Source organism: Paenibacillus xinjiangensis (assembly GCF_059686975.1).
This window is the reverse complement of the sequence record NZ_JCAALS010000010.1, coordinates 124,321-143,129: the sequence shown is the minus strand read 5'-3', so window position 1 is coordinate 143,129 and position 18,809 is coordinate 124,321. Positions and strand designations below refer to the sequence as shown.

At 48.3% G+C, this 18,809-nt stretch carries 13 protein-coding genes; 12 read left to right on the top strand and 1 reads right to left on the bottom strand.

The window, feature by feature from the left end:
* Positions 1–166 precede the first annotated feature (166 nt).
* From AC6ESP_RS12315 to AC6ESP_RS12290, 6 genes are all read left to right on the top strand, one after another.
* On the top strand, positions 167–841 hold the full coding sequence (locus tag AC6ESP_RS12315) for an Lrp/AsnC family transcriptional regulator (RefSeq protein WP_497097018.1): 675 nt from the start codon (positions 167–169) through the stop codon (positions 839–841).
* 86 nt (positions 842–927) lie between these two features.
* Positions 928–1,230 carry a phasin family protein gene (locus tag AC6ESP_RS12310; RefSeq protein ID WP_497097017.1) on the top strand — a complete coding sequence of 101 codons (303 nt, stop codon included), beginning with the start codon at positions 928–930 and terminating at the stop codon, positions 1,228–1,230.
* A gap of 13 nt (positions 1,231–1,243) precedes the next feature.
* Complete coding sequence (locus AC6ESP_RS12305; RefSeq protein WP_497097016.1) at positions 1,244–2,917, top strand: ABC1 kinase family protein; 1,674 nt, start codon at positions 1,244–1,246, stop codon at positions 2,915–2,917.
* Positions 2,918–3,183: 266 nt separating this feature from the next.
* Positions 3,184–3,822 (top strand): chromate transporter, encoded by a 639-nt coding sequence (locus AC6ESP_RS12300; protein WP_497097079.1) that lies wholly within the window; start codon positions 3,184–3,186, stop codon positions 3,820–3,822.
* A gap of 15 nt (positions 3,823–3,837) precedes the next feature.
* Positions 3,838–4,368, top strand: coding sequence for a chromate transporter (locus AC6ESP_RS12295; RefSeq protein WP_497097015.1), 531 nt, complete (start codon positions 3,838–3,840; stop codon positions 4,366–4,368).
* 34 nt (positions 4,369–4,402) lie between these two features.
* Positions 4,403–5,380: a formylglycine-generating enzyme family protein gene (locus AC6ESP_RS12290; protein WP_497097078.1), complete on the top strand. Its 978-nt coding sequence runs from the start codon at positions 4,403–4,405 to the stop codon at positions 5,378–5,380.
* A gap of 613 nt (positions 5,381–5,993) precedes the next feature.
* On the opposite strand, the gene AC6ESP_RS12285 is transcribed toward AC6ESP_RS12290, so the two are convergent.
* The gene (locus AC6ESP_RS12285; RefSeq protein WP_497097014.1) at positions 5,994–10,133 is read right to left on the bottom strand and encodes a glycosyl hydrolase; all 4,140 of its coding nucleotides are present in this window, start codon (positions 10,131–10,133) and stop codon (positions 5,994–5,996) included.
* A 352-nt stretch (positions 10,134–10,485) separates the two neighbouring features.
* On the opposite strand from AC6ESP_RS12285, the gene AC6ESP_RS12280 reads away from it, so the two are divergent.
* From AC6ESP_RS12280 to AC6ESP_RS12255, 6 genes are all read left to right on the top strand, one after another.
* The gene (locus AC6ESP_RS12280; RefSeq protein WP_497097013.1) at positions 10,486–12,105 is read left to right on the top strand and encodes a response regulator transcription factor; all 1,620 of its coding nucleotides are present in this window, start codon (positions 10,486–10,488) and stop codon (positions 12,103–12,105) included.
* A 1-nt stretch (position 12,106) separates the two neighbouring features.
* Positions 12,107–13,885 (top strand): cache domain-containing sensor histidine kinase, encoded by a 1,779-nt coding sequence (locus tag AC6ESP_RS12275; RefSeq protein WP_497097012.1) that lies wholly within the window; start codon positions 12,107–12,109, stop codon positions 13,883–13,885.
* A gap of 46 nt (positions 13,886–13,931) precedes the next feature.
* Positions 13,932–15,188, top strand: coding sequence for an extracellular solute-binding protein (locus AC6ESP_RS12270; protein WP_497097077.1), 1,257 nt, complete (start codon positions 13,932–13,934; stop codon positions 15,186–15,188).
* Between the two features lie 173 nt (positions 15,189–15,361).
* A complete protein-coding gene (locus AC6ESP_RS12265; protein WP_497097011.1) occupies positions 15,362–16,732 on the top strand; it encodes an ABC transporter substrate-binding protein in 1,371 nt (456 codons plus the stop codon).
* Positions 16,733–16,828: 96 nt separating this feature from the next.
* Complete coding sequence (locus AC6ESP_RS12260; protein WP_497097010.1) at positions 16,829–17,731, top strand: carbohydrate ABC transporter permease; 903 nt, start codon at positions 16,829–16,831, stop codon at positions 17,729–17,731.
* Between the two features lie 13 nt (positions 17,732–17,744).
* On the top strand, positions 17,745–18,590 hold the full coding sequence (locus AC6ESP_RS12255) for a carbohydrate ABC transporter permease (protein WP_497097009.1): 846 nt from the start codon (positions 17,745–17,747) through the stop codon (positions 18,588–18,590).
* Positions 18,591–18,809 lie beyond the last annotated feature (219 nt).

The following is an 18,809-nucleotide window of genomic DNA, read 5'->3' as shown; positions in this document are numbered from 1 at the left end:
TCAAGACAGTAGCAAAAAACAGCCGCTTTGTTATTGAATAGTTCAGTTTCTTTCTACTACGTTCATGCGTTTGACTTTGCCAAATTTTGATGCTAAGCTCTTATCACAAAAGACCCAAAAACAAAGCTGGTAACGGTTAAAGGTTGAGAAAGGAACGGGTGTTAGCGTGTCGCTCACTAAACGGCGTCTACAGTTTCTGCAGAAGCTAGTGGATTTATATCAGAAGACCAATCTTCCGATTCATTATGAGGCTCTAGCGCAATCGATAGGAGTCAGTAAATGGACAGCATACGATATGCTGAAGGAGATTGAGAAGCTAGGTTTTATCTCTCGCAGCTATGAGGTTAACAGCAAGGAAACGGGGCGCTCCCAGGTTGTATTTGTTCCTACACCGAAGGCGTCGGGACTGTTCGATCAGCCGCGCAGCGAAGCAATTGATTTGAAGGAATGGGATGCGACGATCGATCATATCTCGAGTTTACTGCTGCATTCGAAGAGCCATGATATGAACGAGGCCCTTCATATGATGATAGCTGAGGTCTCCAAGACAACGACAAGAATTAGCTTCTGTGCTTATATCCTTGGTCTGTTGCTGATGTATCTGAAGAAGCTTGGCGAGAAGACAGCGTCTCTTATTCAGAACGTTGTGGGCAAAGCACAGAGCAATAAGATGGGCATGACGCTGTTCGTCGGCACTACTCTGGGAACCGCTATTCAATCGTTGAACGATGAGCTGGGACTTGAGATGACGAAGCTTGTAGGCCAGTTCCTCCAGTCGATCTCTGATCTCTCTAATGAGGAACAGAACATGCTATCGCATTTCTTGAATGAGGCATTCTGATGAAGCAATCCTTGTCTTGCTTTGTTTTTGGGTCTTTTGTGAATGTGCTTCCATAACCGTTGGTTAACAAAGGAGAAGTGAAGAGGATGAGAGAAACAATTGGTAGAGCAATGGCGCTTGGATTGGGATTGGTTGTAGTCGGCAAAGAGCAGATCGAGAAGACTGTGGATGAGCTTGTGAAAAAAGGCGAAGTCAATAAGGCAGAGTCCAGCGCATTGGTGGAGGAGCTTGTTCAGAAGGGTGAGGAAATGCGGAAGCGGGTCGAGGAGATGGCTCGTGAGCGCGTGAATGCTCTGCTTGGAGAGAAGCGATTGGCGACACAGGAAGATATTGCAAGACTTGAAGCTCGCCTGGCAGCATTGGAGAATAAGACAGAGACGGAACAATAACAGGAGGGCCCCGATGAGCCTAGGTAAGAGGATTCGACAACTGCAGCGGTACAGGACGATTGTGTCGGCTTTTGCGCGTAATGGACTCGGCTATGTCTCCTATGAGATGGGCTTGACCGAGAAGCTTCTGTCTTTGCGGAGTGAGGAGAGGAAGGGGATTCAGGCCAAAAGCATCGGTGAGCGCATTCGTCTGCTTCTGGAGGAATTGGGTCCAACCTTTGTGAAGCTGGGGCAGCTTGCGAGCACCCGTCCTGATCTCATCCCGCCTAATATTCTGGCTGAGCTGGAGCAGCTTCAAGATCATGTGCCTGCCTTCACCTACAAGGAAGCAGTGGACATTATTGAACAGGAGCTTGGTGCGCCAATCGATACGCTCTTCGGGCAGTTCGCGGAAACTCCCCTTGCCGCAGCCTCCATCGGGCAGGTCTATCATGCTGTATTGAAGGATGGAACGGCAGTTGCGGTGAAGGTGCAGCGGCCGGACATACATAGGCTGATTGAGACGGATCTGGACATTCTGGCTGATTGGGCGAGATTAGCCGAGAGCCGGCTGGAATGGGCTCGCAATTATCGGCTGCGCGACATTGTTGAGGAGCTTGGCAAGGCGCTGCGATCGGAGCTCGATTATGGCATAGAGGCGCGTAATGGCGATCGATTCGCTAATCAGTGCAAGAGTATGAAGCATATTCATGTGCCAGCCGTGTACTGGGATTACAGCACCAAGCGCGTATTGACGATGGAGTTCGTAGAGGGAATCAAGCTGTCCGATCAGGAGAAGCTCGATAAGGCTGGTCTTGATCGCAGATTGCTAGCGGAGAGGTTCGCAACAGTCATCCTGCATCAGGTGCTGGTCGAGGGCTTCTTCCATGGAGATCCGCATCCGGGCAATGTGCTTGCACTCAAGGACGGCAGTCTTGTTCTGCTTGACTTCGGGATGACGGGACGCCTGCCTCCTGAGATGAAGAAGCATTTTGCCACGCTCGTTATCTCCCTTCGCAATCAGAGCACCAAAGGGGTCATTCGTGCCATATCCAATATGGGCGTTGTTCCAGAAGATGTGAATAAAGATCTATTGAATGCGGATGTCGACGAAATGCGGGAGAAATATTACAAGGTACCGCTTAATCAGGTTAGCCTTGGCGTTGCAGTCAACGACTTGTTCGCTGTAGCTTTCCGTCATCAGATTCGTATTCCAGCCGAGCTGACCTTGCTGGGTAAGGCTTTATTGACAATGGAGGGGGTCGTGACGGCGCTCGACCCTACATTCAGTATCTTCGATGTAGCGGAGCCATTCGGGAAGAAGCTGTTCATGGAACGGCTGGACCCCGTGCAGAAGCTGAAGGATTTGGCCGATGATGTGCCTGATTATATCGATATGCTGAGTGAGATTCCGCTGACCTTGAAGCAATTGACTACACTTGTTCGCAAAGGCAAGGTGCGTGTGGAGATGGAGGTGCCTCAGCTGGACGCCATGATGGCGAAGATGGATCGGATCAGCAACCGTCTGTCGTTCAGTGTCGTGCTGCTGGCGCTAAGTATTGTGATTGTTGGGTTAATTGTAGGGTCGGCCCTTAGCCAATCACAAACCTTGTTCTGGGGAATACCGGTTATTGAAGTCGGGTTTATTATTGCACTGATTATGTTTCTGTGGTTAATCTTCGCCATCTTCCGTTCTGGCCGGTTCTAGCGAGTGTGAAGCTGCTTTCTTGTAAGTGAAACATCAAGAATCCCTTTCTGCTATTAGTGAAAGGGATTTTTTGTGCTGCCGATTTGTTTTATGGATGAACAGAGTTACTTAAAATCAAATCGCAAATAAGTTGATGAAATTACGAATATTAGTATATTGAATTACAGCTATAAGAAAGTTATATGCCATAACTTAATTCCATTTTGGTATAAATGAAGTATAATGAAGATATGTGAGTAGGAATGGTTGGAGGAAGGTGATTGGCTATGATGAATTCGCTTAGAGCAAAGCTAGCGATGCTACCGCAAGTCTTCTGGGTATTCTGCCGAATCGGTCCAGCCAGCTTTGGCGGAGGCTATGCCATGATTCCGGTTATCGAGAGGGAAGTTGTAGATAAACGGAAGTGGATGAAGCATGAGGAAATGAATGAATTAGTATCCGTAGCAGGCTCCGCACCCGGTGGGGTCGGGGTTAACGCCGCTGCTTTTATCGGATATCGGATGGGTGGGGTGTTCGGCGCATGTATGGCTGTATTGGGAATAACGCTGCCCACCTTTTCTATCGTGATTCTACTAAGCTGGTTGTACCGGTATCTTGATGGCAATGTGAAATGGGCGGCTGCGCTCAAGGGCATTCATGCCTCGATCATTGCATTGATTCTGATTGCTGCTTATAGGATGGCTCAAAACTCTCTTTTCGATAAATTAACCAAAATGATTGCGCTCGTTGCATTGGTATTACTGCTGTTCACGCCTATCCCGCCGCTGTACTTAATTATTGGAGGGGTCCTTGCGGGTATCCTGAGTGTGGCTGTGAAGGAAAGGCTGGGAATAGAGACACGTATGGAGAAAGAGAGTCAGACGGGGAATGCTCGCGACATCACCTTCCCGGAATATTACATCTAGAATGGAGGAAATGCGTTGTTTGACTTGTTTTGGTTTTTTTTCAAGCTAGGCTGTGTTTCTTTCGGGGGCGGGTATGCGGTCATTCCTATGATTGAACGGCAGGCAGAGCAGCACCATTGGATGACTCCGATGGAGTTCCAGCACATTGTGTCGCTGGCCGGAATGTCGCCTGGCCCCATAGCGACGAATAGCGCTGTATTGATCGGATATAGCACGGAGGGCATAGGAGGTGCCATTGCTGCCGCTGCAGGGATGGTTCTGCCTTCTCTTGTTATCATTATCGTTATTGTTGCTTTCCTTATGCGGTTTCATCGGAGCAAATGGGTGAAATCTTCCTTTTACGGACTGAAGCCCATTGTGACTGGCCTTATTCTATATGCAGCCATTCATTTCGGCGTATTGTCACGTTCGGATTCCTTGCTGACCTGGTCTACCTTAGCGACGCTTGCCATATGTGGAGGTAGTCTGTATGGTATGGTTAAGTTCAAATGGCATCCGGCGCTTGTGCTTGTGATGTCGGGATTCGCGGGTATTATTTTATTCTAGATCCTTAATGGTTAGGGGTAGAAGTATGAAGAAGATGGATGGAGCTGCTTCTTGCTGTAGTGTAAGCCGGAATTCGGTTAGCAAGCTTGAGACGACAATTCAGGCCCCCAAGAAGGAATTGCTAATCATAGAGGAGATACGCGAGGCGTATACAGGCATGGTGCTTATTCCAGGCGGGAGCTTCCTAATGGGAACCGATGATAAGGAGGGTTTCCCGGCAGATGGGGAAGGACCGGTCAGAAGCGTAACCGTAGCCTCTTATTATATGGAAGAGACAGTCGTAACGAACGATCAATTCGCTAGGTTCATCGCGGCCACAGGGTACAGAACGGAAGCAGAAGCTTACGGCTGGTCCTATGTGTTTCATTTGCTCGTGCCCGAGCATACCCAAGACAAGGTGAAGAATGCATCGGCTGCTTCTCCATGGTGGTGGGTCGTAGAAGGAGCCGATTGGGCTCATCCGGAAGGGCCGGACTCATCTCTGGAAGGAAGGGGCGATGAACCGGTCATTCATGTGACATGGAATGATGCTGTGGCTTATTGCCGCTGGTCAGGCAAACGTCTGCCTACGGAAGCCGAATGGGAGTATGCCGCTCGCGGCGGTCTTGTTCAGAGGCGTTATCCGTGGGGTGATGAGCTGCGGCCGGGAGGCAAGCATCAATGCAACATCTGGCAGGGCAAGTTCCCGGTAGTTAATCATGCAAGTGACGGCTACATAGGCACCGCACCGGCACGTTCCTTCCAGCCTAACGGCTATGGCTTATATAATATGGCGGGGAATGTTTGGGAATGGTGCTCTGACTGGTTCACTCCTGCGTATCATCTATCTGGAGAAACCGATAATCCGCAGGGACCACCTGTTGGCGGATCCAAGTCCATGCGGGGCGGTTCGTACTTATGCCACAAATCGTATTGCAATCGTTATCGGGTCGCCGCAAGGAATCATAACACTCCCGACAGCTCAGCAGGCAATATAGGCTTCCGATGTGTTGCTGATGTACAGCAGAGCTAAAGAGGACAGAAGTAAGAATTGCTGCGTGTTATTTGCTTGATGCAGACTGTATTTCATACAACCTTATGGCGGTATATCGTCAATAGCTTTCTATATACTGCACTCACTACAATTCAGTTTCCTGAATTTAACTCTTATGAGCCAAAACAACGGATTTGGTTGTATGTAATGCAACCTCAGCGGACTTCTAGTACCGTTTCCACTGATTTTATTGCACTAAATACAATGTAGCTCCAGCTTGCACAATTAATAGCCTATCTCGCGTGATGCAGACTGTATTTCATACAACCTCAAGGCGGTATATCGTCAATAGCTTTCTATACACTGCACTCACTACAATTCAGTTTCCTGAATTTTACTCTTATGAGCCAAAACAACGTATTTGGTTGTATGTAATGCAACCTCAGAGTGTCGAGAAAGTCCAAGGGACTTTTCCGGCACTTTCTTTTATTTGGTGGTTCTCGTCTAATCGAAGAAAAATCGATCTAAAACGATCTGAGAGCTACATTTTAACGAATAAATTCGGGGAATTTAAGTCCTCATAAAAACAGGAGGTTTCTCTACAGTCTGAAGAGCAGTTACCAATTCGAGGTAACTGCTCTTCTTGTTGCATCTAGTTAAGCGTCACTACATCCACATAGATCGTTGCATTGCCGCTGCCGCTTGTTGATGCGACCGCGACTCCAACGGTAACGACCTTATCAAGGTCAACCACGCCATCGAGTGAAAGCGTCAATATCGTGAACCCAGATGAATCAACAGCTGTCATACCGCTGTCGTACCATTGCCAGGCAGCACCTGTCTTAATAAACAATCGAGCATTGGCGGCTCCAGCAGACAGCTTCACCTTGACGCTAATGGAATCTACCGCTGATAGATCAAGGGAGGTCAGCTTGCCTAGCTCAAAGTCTGTACCTGCTAGGCTGAAGGTGGATGCGAGAGAATACGTTCCTGATGCTGCTGCGTCTGTCGTAATGACAGGTGCAGCAGCACTTGCATTGTTCGTTCCAATGGTGAAGCCTTCTGTATCTCCCTCGAAGTCATACAAGATGCCAGCTGGCTCAGGTGAGCTTCCCGGGCCGGTTCCTCCGTTCGGAACCCCGCCAGTTCCATCGTTAATCGCTTCAATATCATCGAAGTACAAGGTGCTGCTAAGCATGGCGCCATCTACTGCATTGACATAGATAGAGAAATCCTGAACGTTTTTAAGGCTGACCTTATTTAACGTTTTGCCCAGATTGCTTGTGTCCCAAGGTGCTACTGTGAATGTATTGAAATGAACGGTGACCCATTGTCCAGCTGTACCTGCAAGTGATGGATAGGCTTCATACGATACGCCGTCTACCTTCAATTGAAGGGTGAGCTTCTGATTCGAGCCGTCGGGGACGTACCAGAATTTCAGATGGTTGAATGCAGACCAGTCGACACTTCCTAGTCCTTTGGTTACGCCGGCATAGCCAGAGCCCGCCAGTGTATAGTCGAATTTCAATCCGTAATCGCCACCGCTATTGTTCGCAGTATCCAAGGTAGCGATAGCTGTATCTCCGCCAGCCTTCACGAATTTCGCTTGGAGAGCGGCATTGACGCCTTGATAGCTCTCGAAGTCATCGACCAAGGAAGGGATGACAGGAGGCTCGAAGTAGCTGTTGATGAGCTCGATATTATCTACATAGATGGGACCGCTGAATGCAAGACCGCTGCCGATTAGGGATATAGCAAGTCCTGTTGCTTCTGCCGATTTCATCGGGTCATTCAGGTTAATCGTTGCTGTATAAAGGGCATAATCTAAGCCATCTACGGTTATAGTTGGCAGCTCGTTAAGCTTCTTCTCAGTGGTCTGAATACCATACTTGCCGGTCTCTGACCAATCAGGAGGGAGCATGACGACACTTCGCAAGCTTGCATTCTCACTCTCTGAACCAGCCGATACAGGAATCCAAGCTTCTAATTTCACACGATTGACGGAAGCGAGAGGCACGGTGCTTGCTGCATCGGTCAGCTCCAGCTTGAATTCCTGCCAGCTGTCGCCATATACAGCGCCAGTGACGTTCAGCTCAAGCGCTCCGCTGCCGCCAAAGCTAGCATGCTCAAGTGTGAGGCCCATCGTATCCGGCCATGTTCCGTTGTTCTGTATGCCATTGATATTGTCGTCGAAGGTGTACGTCTTTAATACCATTTCATCGACTTTAATGAAGGTAGAAATGGACTGCTCCAATACGACATTGTCCTGCTTATAGACCTTCACGGTAATAGCGGCTGTCTTGCCATTCTGCTCGCCAGCAGGGGACCAGCTGGCTGAATAGAAGCCGTCTGTATCCAAGCTCATCACAACTTCACTATCTGAGCCCTCAGCAACATACACCACCTTGGTAGGGCTCTCATGCAGCACTCTCGCACGAACAAGCGTCTCCACAGATGTTACTGTCCCTTGATGAATAGGAGTGGCAATATGCAGGAATGGCTGTTCTGCTGCTGCTGTGATCTGCTTGCTGTACACATCGCCAACCTCTGCAGCGAATGCGGTATACGGATCGTTATAATAAGCGATCAAGTCTGGCAGCAGCTCATGGTCGCCTAGCGTCGGAGAATTGTGATAAGGGACGAAGAAATTGTTGTTAATATCGAAGTTCGCCCACGTCTGCATATAAGAAATACGCTTCGCATCCGGATCAGACTTAATGGCATTCAGCAGCTTGGTGAACCACTGTAGATCTCCGTTACCTTGCTGCAGCATGCCCTGCGGGCTGTAGCCGAACTCGGAGAAGGTAGCGATTTTGCCTTTGGAATCAGCCAGCCTCGAGATCATAGCCAGATCATCAACCAACAGGCTCAAGAAGGTCTCTGTCCCTGGATTGTCGCGATTATCATATTGGTCCATCCCTAGAATATCGACATAGTCGTCACCTGGGTAGGTTGTCAAATAAGTAGCTTCACTGCCGGAGAACGTTCCGTTCGGCGAGTATACGTAGAGCAGGTTGTGGACATCCTTCGTGTCACGCAAATATTCAACCGTATAGCGGTAGATTTCGACGTATTCTGCGGTTGTTGTCGTCTTCGCGCCCCACCAGAACCAACCGCCGTTCTGCTCATGGAATGGACGGAACAGGAATGGAATGAGGTTGCCATCATCATCCTTCAAGCCGTTCGCAAGCAAGGCAATCTGATCGAGAAAAGCGTTATAATCGCTATTCTTGTCGCCGCCAGGCAGAATATGCTGAACGACTGAGCCGGCGGTGTCGTTGAAGCTGCCGCCCGTAACGAAGTTAGGCATATGCGCGCTTAGTGTAATGATGCCGCCGAGCTCATGAGCTTCCTTCATTTTGGCAATGAGATTGATTCGGCTTTGCTCCAAGTCGCCCGGTACGCCCGGCTTCTCTTTGCCCTCCAAGCTAAGCGTATCCCAGCCGAAGACAGCAGGGTAATCGCCAACTGCATGCTTAACATCGGACTGTGTGTCTGTCGTATTCGTGAAGGATAAACCTTCTGTCGTCGTGTGCTGATGGCCGAATAGCAGCTTCTGTCCGCGCACATCATCCAAATAAGCGAATAATGATTTCGTGAATGCTGTCGCATCAGGATCAACCAGATCCTCTACACGTTCTGTACTGCCGCCGTCATTGCCGCCGCCGGTGTTGCCATTACTAGAACCAGAACCCGTTGTACCAGCTTCAAGTGCACCATTGTTAATGCTGTGCTGTCCTTGAGGAAGCGGGGCACCGTTCAATTGAACGCCATCTGCTTCATTGGTAACGTTCTTCGCATCGCCTGTTCCTCTCAGGGTCGTGCCGCTTGCGCTCCCATGGATCGTTAGGTCATCAATGCTGCTGCCCTCATCGAGCACAAGCGTTGACTCACTATCCACGGTTACCTGATGAGCAGTGGAATTGCCGCTGAATACTACGCGAACAGGGCCTTCCTGTCTATTTATATCTACATCTCCTAATGTGGAATGATCGAATGTGACCGTGTTCACTCCACCGCCCCAGACGTAGGTTGTGCCTGTAACGGTGACATTCTGAAGCTTGGCATCACCATCACCGACAGCAGATGTTAGATATAAATTTCCAGTAATCGTCATATCCTTCAGTACAACATCGGCGCTGCTGATAACTACGTTGCCTGTTACGGACTGGCTGGTATATTCACCAGCTTGCGGGTAGAAACCAGCAACGAGCTTATCGATTACCGTGACAAGCTCCGCGCGTGTCAGATTGCCATTGGGCTTGAAGGAGCCATCCTTGTAGCCGCTCAGCACGCTGGACATCGTGCCAATAGCTGCTCTTGCATAGGAGGCGATGTCTTGATCATCCTTGAAGGAAGCGCTGCCATTTTGCTTCAAATGAAAAGCTTTCGCCAGCAGTACAACAGCGTCTTGGCGGGTGATGGCATCCAGTGCTCTCGCTTCATTGGAAGGGAACCCTTCATAATAACCTGCTGCTCTCGCGGCGGAAATCTGCTTCGCATACCAAGCATCTGCGGGTACATCAGAGAAGGGCTTGTCGGATTGTGCGGTATATCCAAGAACGGCATTAATAATTGTAGCAACCTCTGCTCTTGTAATCTTCTTATCCGGTGCAAAGGTGCCGTTTGAGTATCCGCTTACAATTCCGTTTGCCTGCCAGCGTTCAATGGCTGTCTCAGCCCAGTGACCCTTCACGTCTGAAGTTGCTGCTTGTGCGAATACAGGCATGACCATTGAGAGAATGAGCATAGGCGTTACGACCATTGCGATCCACTTGCGCATTTTTTTCATACGAAGCCTCCTAATAACTTGTTATTTTTGTTATTACTTATGACTGTGTTATGTAAGCGTTTAACTACTAGTATATCGACAGATATTGCAAATTAAAATGGTCTATCATTGCTTTTTATAGGTTTAAAATGATTTTCTTATTATTTTTTTGTTAGCTTGTTAGTGCTTAATTTGTTTGGTTTTTTAGTATGATTGTAGTAATTGAATGGACCTGAGTGTGGTTCTATAGGCTTAGATCGAACGACCTTCCAGTGCTGTATATTAAGGAATGGTAAGAAGCAGGATTCTATTGCATAATGGGTTTATATGGTTACGTTCGTATACTCACTTCCAATAGACTGGAGAGGCTTCAATGTACAAAGTAATAATTGTTGATGATGAAGCATTAGTCCGAATCGGATTGAAAAATACGATTAATTGGAGCGAGCATGGCTTCGAACTAATAGGTGATTATGCCAATGGTCGTGAGGCTTGGGATGCAGTTGAACAGGATAGGCCAGAGCTGGTTATCTCAGACATCAGTATGCCATTCATGGATGGTCTGGAGCTGGCAGGCTTGATCGCAGCACAGTATCCATATATAAAAATGATTATTTTAACGGGATATGATGAATTCGAATATGCACAGCAGGCAATCCGGCTGAGGGTATCTGACTTCATCCTGAAGCCGATTACAGCGCAAGAGATAAGGCTTCTGCTGGGCCGGGTGAAGGCAGAGATGGATGAAGAGCGGCAGCGCCGCGAGGATCTGAGCAGGCTGAACCATCAGCTTGAGCAGAGTCTGCCTCTGCTGAAGGAGCGTTTCCTTGAACGTCTGGTCGCAGTGGGGTTAAGTAAGGCAGAGATAGATGAGAGACTGTATTATTTCAATCTCCCTCCACTATCTCCGCTGCTGCTCGCCATTGTAGTGGATATCGATGATTTCGGTGAGAGGGAGCTTCCATTCTATGAGAATGATGTCGAATTTCTGCGTTTTGCTGCATTCGATGTGTTCCAAGAGACGCTCCAGCGGGAGCAAGTGCTGACCTTCCGAACACGTGAGGAGCGAATGGTCGCTATTCTATCTGGAGAGCAGGACGAGAGCCTGTTGTATGAGCAAGCGTTTTCCCTAGCCGAGCAGGTAAGGTACCATATTGAGAAATATTTGAAATTCACGGTTACAATCGGCATAGGCAGAACGTGCACGAGTGCTGAACAGCTTCCAGCTTCCTATAAGAGTGCCCTGTCTGTGCTCGATTATCGTTTTCTGCTAGGGAAGAACCGCGTTCTTAGCATTATGGATATGGAAGGAAAGCAGGCGCATGTTGCTCTGCTTAGTCCAAGCTGGGATCGAATGCTGGCAGCTGCTGTGAAGACAGGCGATATAGGGGAAGCCCATAGGTTGATTAAGCAGGGCGTTGCATCGTTGAAGTCGTCCTTAGTTCCAGTAGAGGCCTGCATGCTGCAAATGCAGAAGGTCGTGCTCACTCTTGTGAATACGATTCAGGAGCTTGCTATCTATGAGCAGGGTATCGACCAGCAGATGAAAGTGTTGGATATTTATAAATTCAAGACACTAGATGAAATCGAGGAATGGCTAAGGGAGGTTGTCAGCTCGGCAATCTCTGTCATTACGGACAATCGCAATTACCTGACGAATATGCAGATCCATCGCGCAGTAGAGTATATTGATCAGAATTATGCAGACGAGCAGATGTCTTTGCAGCGAATCTGTCGTCATACGCTCATGAGCACAAGCTATTTCTCCCTCGTGTTCAAGCAGCATACGGGAGAGACGTTCGTCGAATATTTGACTCGTATCCGCATCGCGAAGGCGAAGGAGCTGCTGCATCACTCTTCGCTTAAGCTATACGAAATTGCTGAACAGGTAGGGTACAAGGATCCGAACTATTTGAGTATCGTCTTCAAGAAGCACACCGGCATCACGCCTAAGGATTATCGAGATAAATCGCTGAAGGGGAGCGGGGCCTAGCATGCTCAAAAATGTATTCCCTTTATTCCCGCTTAAGAGCATTCAATCGAACATATCCTTAGCATTCTCCATACTAATCGTAGCCGCGATCCTGTTAACGAGCTTGGCCAGCTACCAAGTATCTGTTGCCGCCGTGGAGAGGAATTCGAAAGGGTACATCGAAGAGATAATGAAGCAAGTGAACTTGAACATTCAATCCTATGTAGACAATATGGAGAATATATCGCAGCTTGCCCTGACTAATAAGGACGTCAAATATTACATATCGAATAACAGCTTCATCAGTGCAGAGAATCGCCGTACCTATGAGAAGCAAATATCCGATTTATTCCAGGCTATTCTATACACTCGTCAGGATATCGCTTCGATTATGGTGTTCGGCTATAATGGGAAGCTGGTCTCTGACCGCCGAATAACGAGTCTGAATCCGGATATTCAGCTGGAGGAGCAGGAATGGTACCAAGCAGCCAAGGAAGCAGGCGGGCAATCTGTTATCTCCGCTCCTCATGAGCAGAATGTGCTTGATAACGAGCATCGCTGGGTTGTCTCTCTGAGCAGAGAGCTGAAGAGCACCGACGGTGTGACAGCAGAAGGCGTGCTTCTCGTTGATCTGAATTTAAGCGTCATTAATGATATATGCAAAGCAATTAACCTCGGCAGTAAGGGCTATCTCTTCATCGTAGATAAGGATGGCCGCATCGTCTATCACCCTCAGCAAGAGCTCATCGACAGCAACCAGCAGACGGAACGTATTACCGAAGTTCTACAAGCCTCGAACGGCGATTCCTTTGATGTTATGAAGGGAAATGAGAAGCTCATCTATTCGGTACAGGATACGAACTTCGGATGGAGAATTGCCGGAGTCGCATACGCGGATGATCTCATCGCCAGCAAGGAGGACCTGCGCAATTCTATTATTTTTTATTCCTTATGTGGTCTAGCGATTACGCTGCTCATCTCGATTGGTCTCTCTCACCGGCTGTCCAAGCCGATTAAAGTGCTGCAGTTGGATATGAAGCAGGTGGAAAAAGGCAACTTCGACATCCAGACCGAAATCGGTCAGATGAATGAGATTGGTCAGCTTGGCCGTTCATTCAATCTTATGGTGAGCAGGACGAAGTCTCTGATGGAGGAGACCATTCAGAACGAGGAGAGCAAGCGGAAGAATGAGCTGCTGCTGCTGCAATCCCAGATCAACCCCCATTTTCTATACAATACGCTTGATTCCATCGTCTGGATGGCTGAGCAGAAGCAGAGTGAGGAGGTCGTCGTCATGACATCCGCGCTAGCCAAGCTGTTCCGCGCTGGAATTACGAAGGATCAGGAGCTTGTCCCGATTCGAGTAGAGCTGGAGCATATTACAAGCTACTTACTCATACAGAAGATCCGTTATAACGATGAGCTCAATTATGAGATTGATGTCGAGGATGCCATTATGGAGTTCAAGACCCTGAAGATTCTACTCCAGCCTATTGTTGAAAATGCCATTTATCACGGTATTCGCAGCATGTACGGAATGGAGGATGGACGAATTACGATTACCGGACGACAATCCGGAGATCACATCATATTCAAGGTTCAAGATAATGGGCAAGGGATGACACCCGAGCAGCTGGAGTCGATTCTCGCGAGCTATAAGCAGGATAATCGCAATCAGGGCATCGGTATTCGTAACGTTAACGAGCGGATTAAGCTGTATTTTGGATATGAGTATGGGATTCAGATTCACAGTGAATTGGAAGAAGGCACCTGCGTTACGATCGTCATACCGAAATTGTGAAAGGAGAGGATGGATAACCTTGCGTAAATGGTGCCGTGTGCAAGATATGAGGGTTGCCGTCAGCCTGTTGTTAAGTGCGGTTATGCTGTCTTCCTGTATGAATCAGAGCTCTGAATCTACTGCGGCTCCGCAAGAGAAGCGGGCATTAATACGCTTCGTGGCGTCCGAATACAGCTCCGAGACGAAGCCGCTGCTGGAGAGGCTTGTCACACAATTCGAGCAGGAGAACCCAATGATCGACGTAGAGCTGCAAGTCGCTAACTGGGATATTCTCGATGGTGTCTACACATCCATGATCAGTCGTAACCAGCCCCCTGATCTGCTGAACACGAATGTGTATGCACACTATGCCGATGACGGTATGTTGAATAACTTAGGAGAGATTATATCTCCTGAGCTGGCGGCCAAGCTGTATCCGAATTTAGTAGAGATGGACACCATTGATGGTGTGCAGTATGCTCTGCCCTACGTGGCTACCACACGCAACCTCTATTATAATAAGGAGCTGTTCCGGAGAGCGGGAATTGAAGCTCCCCCTGCAACATGGTCCGAGCTTGAAGAGGCTGCTAGCAAGATTAAAGCGCTCGGAGGTGCTGTAGAAGGATTCGGCATTGATCTAACAGATAACGAAACACATGCTTCATTATCATATGTTTTTTACGGTGCGGGTGGAGAGTGGATGCAAGGCGGCAAGTGGACGATTAATTCGCCAGCCAATGTGGAGGGAGTAGTTTTTTTGAAAGAGCTATTCGATAAAGGCTTGACCGATTCAGAGCCAACCGTAACGACTCGTGATGAGAAGCAGCGCATATTAGGCGGGGGGCAGCTCGCGATGCTGATATCCGGCAATTATTTCACGTCAGTTGTACCCAAGGAGTTCCCAGAGCTGGAGTGGGGGAAAGGTCCAATCCCGGTGAAGGATGGCATGCCTCCGCTTGCATTCGGCGTTCACGATGTCCTCGTTTCCTTCAAGACCGAACATACCAATACAGAAGCGTTATCCAAGTTTCTAGACTTCCTCTATGATGATCAAGCTTATGAAGAGATGATTAGAAGGGAAGGGTTCCTTCCAGTTACGACGACAGTCGGCACACACTTGTCCGAGCAGGATGAGGAGCTGAAGAGCGATCTGCACGCGCTGAGAGAAGCGAGGTTCTATCCGGTGAAGGACCCTTCTTGGCAGGCTGTCCTTGATTATGCCCGCAAGCTTGGGGATGCTGTTCTCTATGAGGATATTATCCCGCAAGCGGCGCTGGATCAGCTCCAGCAATTCGCCGAAACGAAGAGCACACAGAACCATTAGCGCAGCACCCATCGGTGGCGAATAATAGAAGAGAAGATAATCAAGAATATATGGAAGATATTCAATAGAGATAATAGCCCTCCCCATCTATGATGTAATCAAACGCTGGAGTCCACATCGGACTCGCTTCCGAAGGAGCGTAACAACATCATTATAGGGGAGGGCTTTTCGTCATGATTAGGAAGAAAAAGATTACAGCAATTGGCATTGCTATTCTACTTGCTGCCGTAACACTTGCGGGCTGTGGCTCGGGCAATGGAGGGAATAACTCACCAACCAATGCGCCGACCACCAATGCACCTGCGGCAGAAGCGACGGAGACGCCTGTTGTAGAGACCGAGCCAGCCGGCTTAACGGGTGACTTCGAAATTCAATATTTCGTTGGCGGTTATGGCGACAAATGGTGGAAGAAGGTTATTGCTGACTTCCAAGCAGCCAATCCTGAACTGAATATTAAAGAGTCTGCTGGTCCCAAAATCAATGATCAGAACCGGCCGCGCTGGATCGGCGGCAATCCTCCTGACTTCGTCTACATCGACGGCCCGGTTCTCAATGACCGCCAGATGGTCGAGGACGGACAGCTCGAGGATTTGACCGAATGGCTTAAGGACGCCAAGAACATTGACGGTGAGCTCATTACGGATATCCTGGCTCAGCCCGCTCAGCAGTTCGATGGCAAGACGTACAACATTCCGCTCGTACTCAATTCATGGGGCGTGTTCTGGAATAAAGCGCTGTTCACAGAGAAAGGCTGGACGGAGCCGACTGACTTCCAATCCTTCCTCGATGTGAGCGACAAGATTCTAGCGGATGGCATTACGCCATTCATTCACACGGGCAAATACCCTTATTATATTAACGGTTCCATTCTATACCCTGCTATCGTATCGGCGAACAATAATGACTACAGCATTCTACAAGATATGGCAGCTAACAAAGTTGAGGCATTCGAGAGCCCTGCCGTTCTTGCTGCACTGAACAAGATCGTAACGTTAAGAGATAAAGGCTTCATCGATAAAGCCTCGATCCAGATCAACCACACCGATTCTCAGATGCTGTTCTTGCAAAATAAAGATGCATTCATTCCGAACGGCCTGTGGCTGCCGAATGAAATGGCTAAGGATATTCCAGCCGGCTTCGAGTTCGGCTTCATTCCATCGGTTACTCAGGATGCGGGCGGCAAAGTCGTGGCTAACACTTCTACAGCTACTGTAGCTATCGCTCAAAAGGCGAAAAACAAAGAAGCAGCCAAAGCGTTCCTGCAATTTATTTTCTCCAAGGAGCAGGCTTCTCAGTGGGCAGAGCTCAGCGGAGCGCCATCTAACATCAAAGGGGACATCAGCGCCTCCAACGCGCCAAGCTTCGTGAAGGATGCTGCCAAATATTTGACAGATCCTAACACGGTCGTTATCCCGACGATTACGTACAACGCAGACGTGGATAAAGCGATGATGGATGCGACGGATGCATTGACGATCAACACCATTACACCTGAAGAATGGGTGAAGCGGGTTACCGATGTTGTGAAGAAGGTAAGCAAATAACAGCCTTTAACCAGTATCACAGCGGAGGGTGATTGGGGCAGTCTGCCTCGGTCACCCTCCACTATGAGATACAGGAAAGGATAAGGGGTGGGAAGCATGAACACCGGCACAAGCAAGTGGCAGAGGAACCTGTTTATCGCATCATTTATTATGCCTACACTGCTCTTTTTCGGCTTATTTACCATTTATCCTGTCGTTCAGGGCTTGTATTATTCCTTCTTTGACTGGTCCGGCATGTCGGATAAGAAGACGTTCATTGGCTTCGATAACTTCGAAGAGATGCTTCACGATCCCATTGTATGGAGAGCGATTGGCAACGACTATTTCTTAGTGGCAGGCAAAATCATCGGCATTATGATTCTGGCGACCTTTTTTGCTGTAGCGTTAACAAGGTTCGGCTTCCGGCTCTCTGGATTTTTTCGTTCGATCTTTTTCATTCCGAATGTTATTTCCGTCGTTGTAATCGGCGTATTGTGGAATTTCATATATAATCCGCAGATTGGCTTCTTGAACGGTTTCCTGTCGCTATTCACGAAGGAGAAGGTAACGATTACATGGCTCGGCTTCGCGGATCATACGATCTGGATGCTGCTCCCTCCGGCGATATGGGCGGGTATCGGCTTCTATATGATTCTGCTGATTGCGGCTATTCAAGGTATTCCAGCCTCTTATTATGAGGCAGCGAGCATTGAAGGCGCAGGTCAGTGGAAGCAGTTCTGGAGCATTACCGTCCCTCTCATCTGGGAGCAGATCAAGGTCTCGATACTGAACATCATGATGACGACGCTCAACGGCTCCTTCGTTATCGTCTGGATTATGACGGAGGGCGGACCGGATAATAGCACGCAGGTTATGGGCTCGTATTTGTACCAGATGGCGTTCCGGCAATATCATTTTGGCTACGGTGCTGCGATAGGGTTCATCATCCTAGTTCTGTCGTTAATTACGACAATCGCGCTGCAACGGCTCATGCGTCATGAAGCTGTTGAGATGAGCTAAGGGGGATGAAAAGATGAATAGGCCTATTAAAAACCCAATTGCTAAGCTGATCATTTATGCCATTCTCATTGTGTGGGGGATATCGGTGCTGTATCCGCTTCTATGGACATTACTTGATTCTCTCAAAGATAATGAGCAGTTCTTCATGAATACGCCGTGGTCCTTGCCTGAGCTGCCGCTGCTGTGGTCGAACTTCTCTTATGTATGGAGTAAATACAACTTCGACACCTATTTCGTGAATTCGCTTGTCATTACAATTGGCTCTACTCTTCTGGCGCTGCTGCTGTCGGCGATGACGGCTTATGTGCTCGCCAGGTATACGTTCAGAGGCAGCAATGCGCTGCTCCTGCTCTATATTTCTTCGATGATGGTACCCTTTGTATTGGCACTAATCCCTTTGTTCTTCTTGATGAATTCGATGGGGCTAATCAATACCAAGTTCGGTCTGATTCTCGTGTATACCTCCAGTCTGCTGGCATTCGGTATTTTCGTGCTTGTCGGATTTTTCAAATCACTGCCGAAGGAGCTGGAGGAGGCGGCAATTGTAGATGGCGCTTCTCATTACGGGACGTTCTTCCGAGTCATGCTCCCCTTGTCTCAGCCAGGGCTGATTACGATTGGCATTGTGAACATCCTCAATATATGGAATGAATATATTGTCGGCACGATTCTCATTAATGATCCGGCGCAATATACGCTTCCGGTTGAGATCGGTGTTATGCAGGCGGAGATGCAGTATCGCACGGAGTGGGGGCCGCTCTTCGCAGCGCTTCTCATTACGATTGTTCCGGTGCTGATCGTCTATATTATCTTTCAACGGCAGATTGCAAGCGGGATAACCGCTGGTGCGGTGAAATAATACAGAAGAGAGTGCCCCAGTTATCGTCGATGACTGGGGCACTCTCATATTTATGGAAAATGGCTAAATAAAGATTGTATCTTTTGTTCTTTAACGTCAAATTTTCTTTAGTTAAACAACTTATTTCTCTATCTTCTACACAGAATGGGGTATCAGAGATGATAAGGAAGAAATAGCAGTAACAGCAGAACTTCATTACTTAACAAGGAAGAAAAAGCA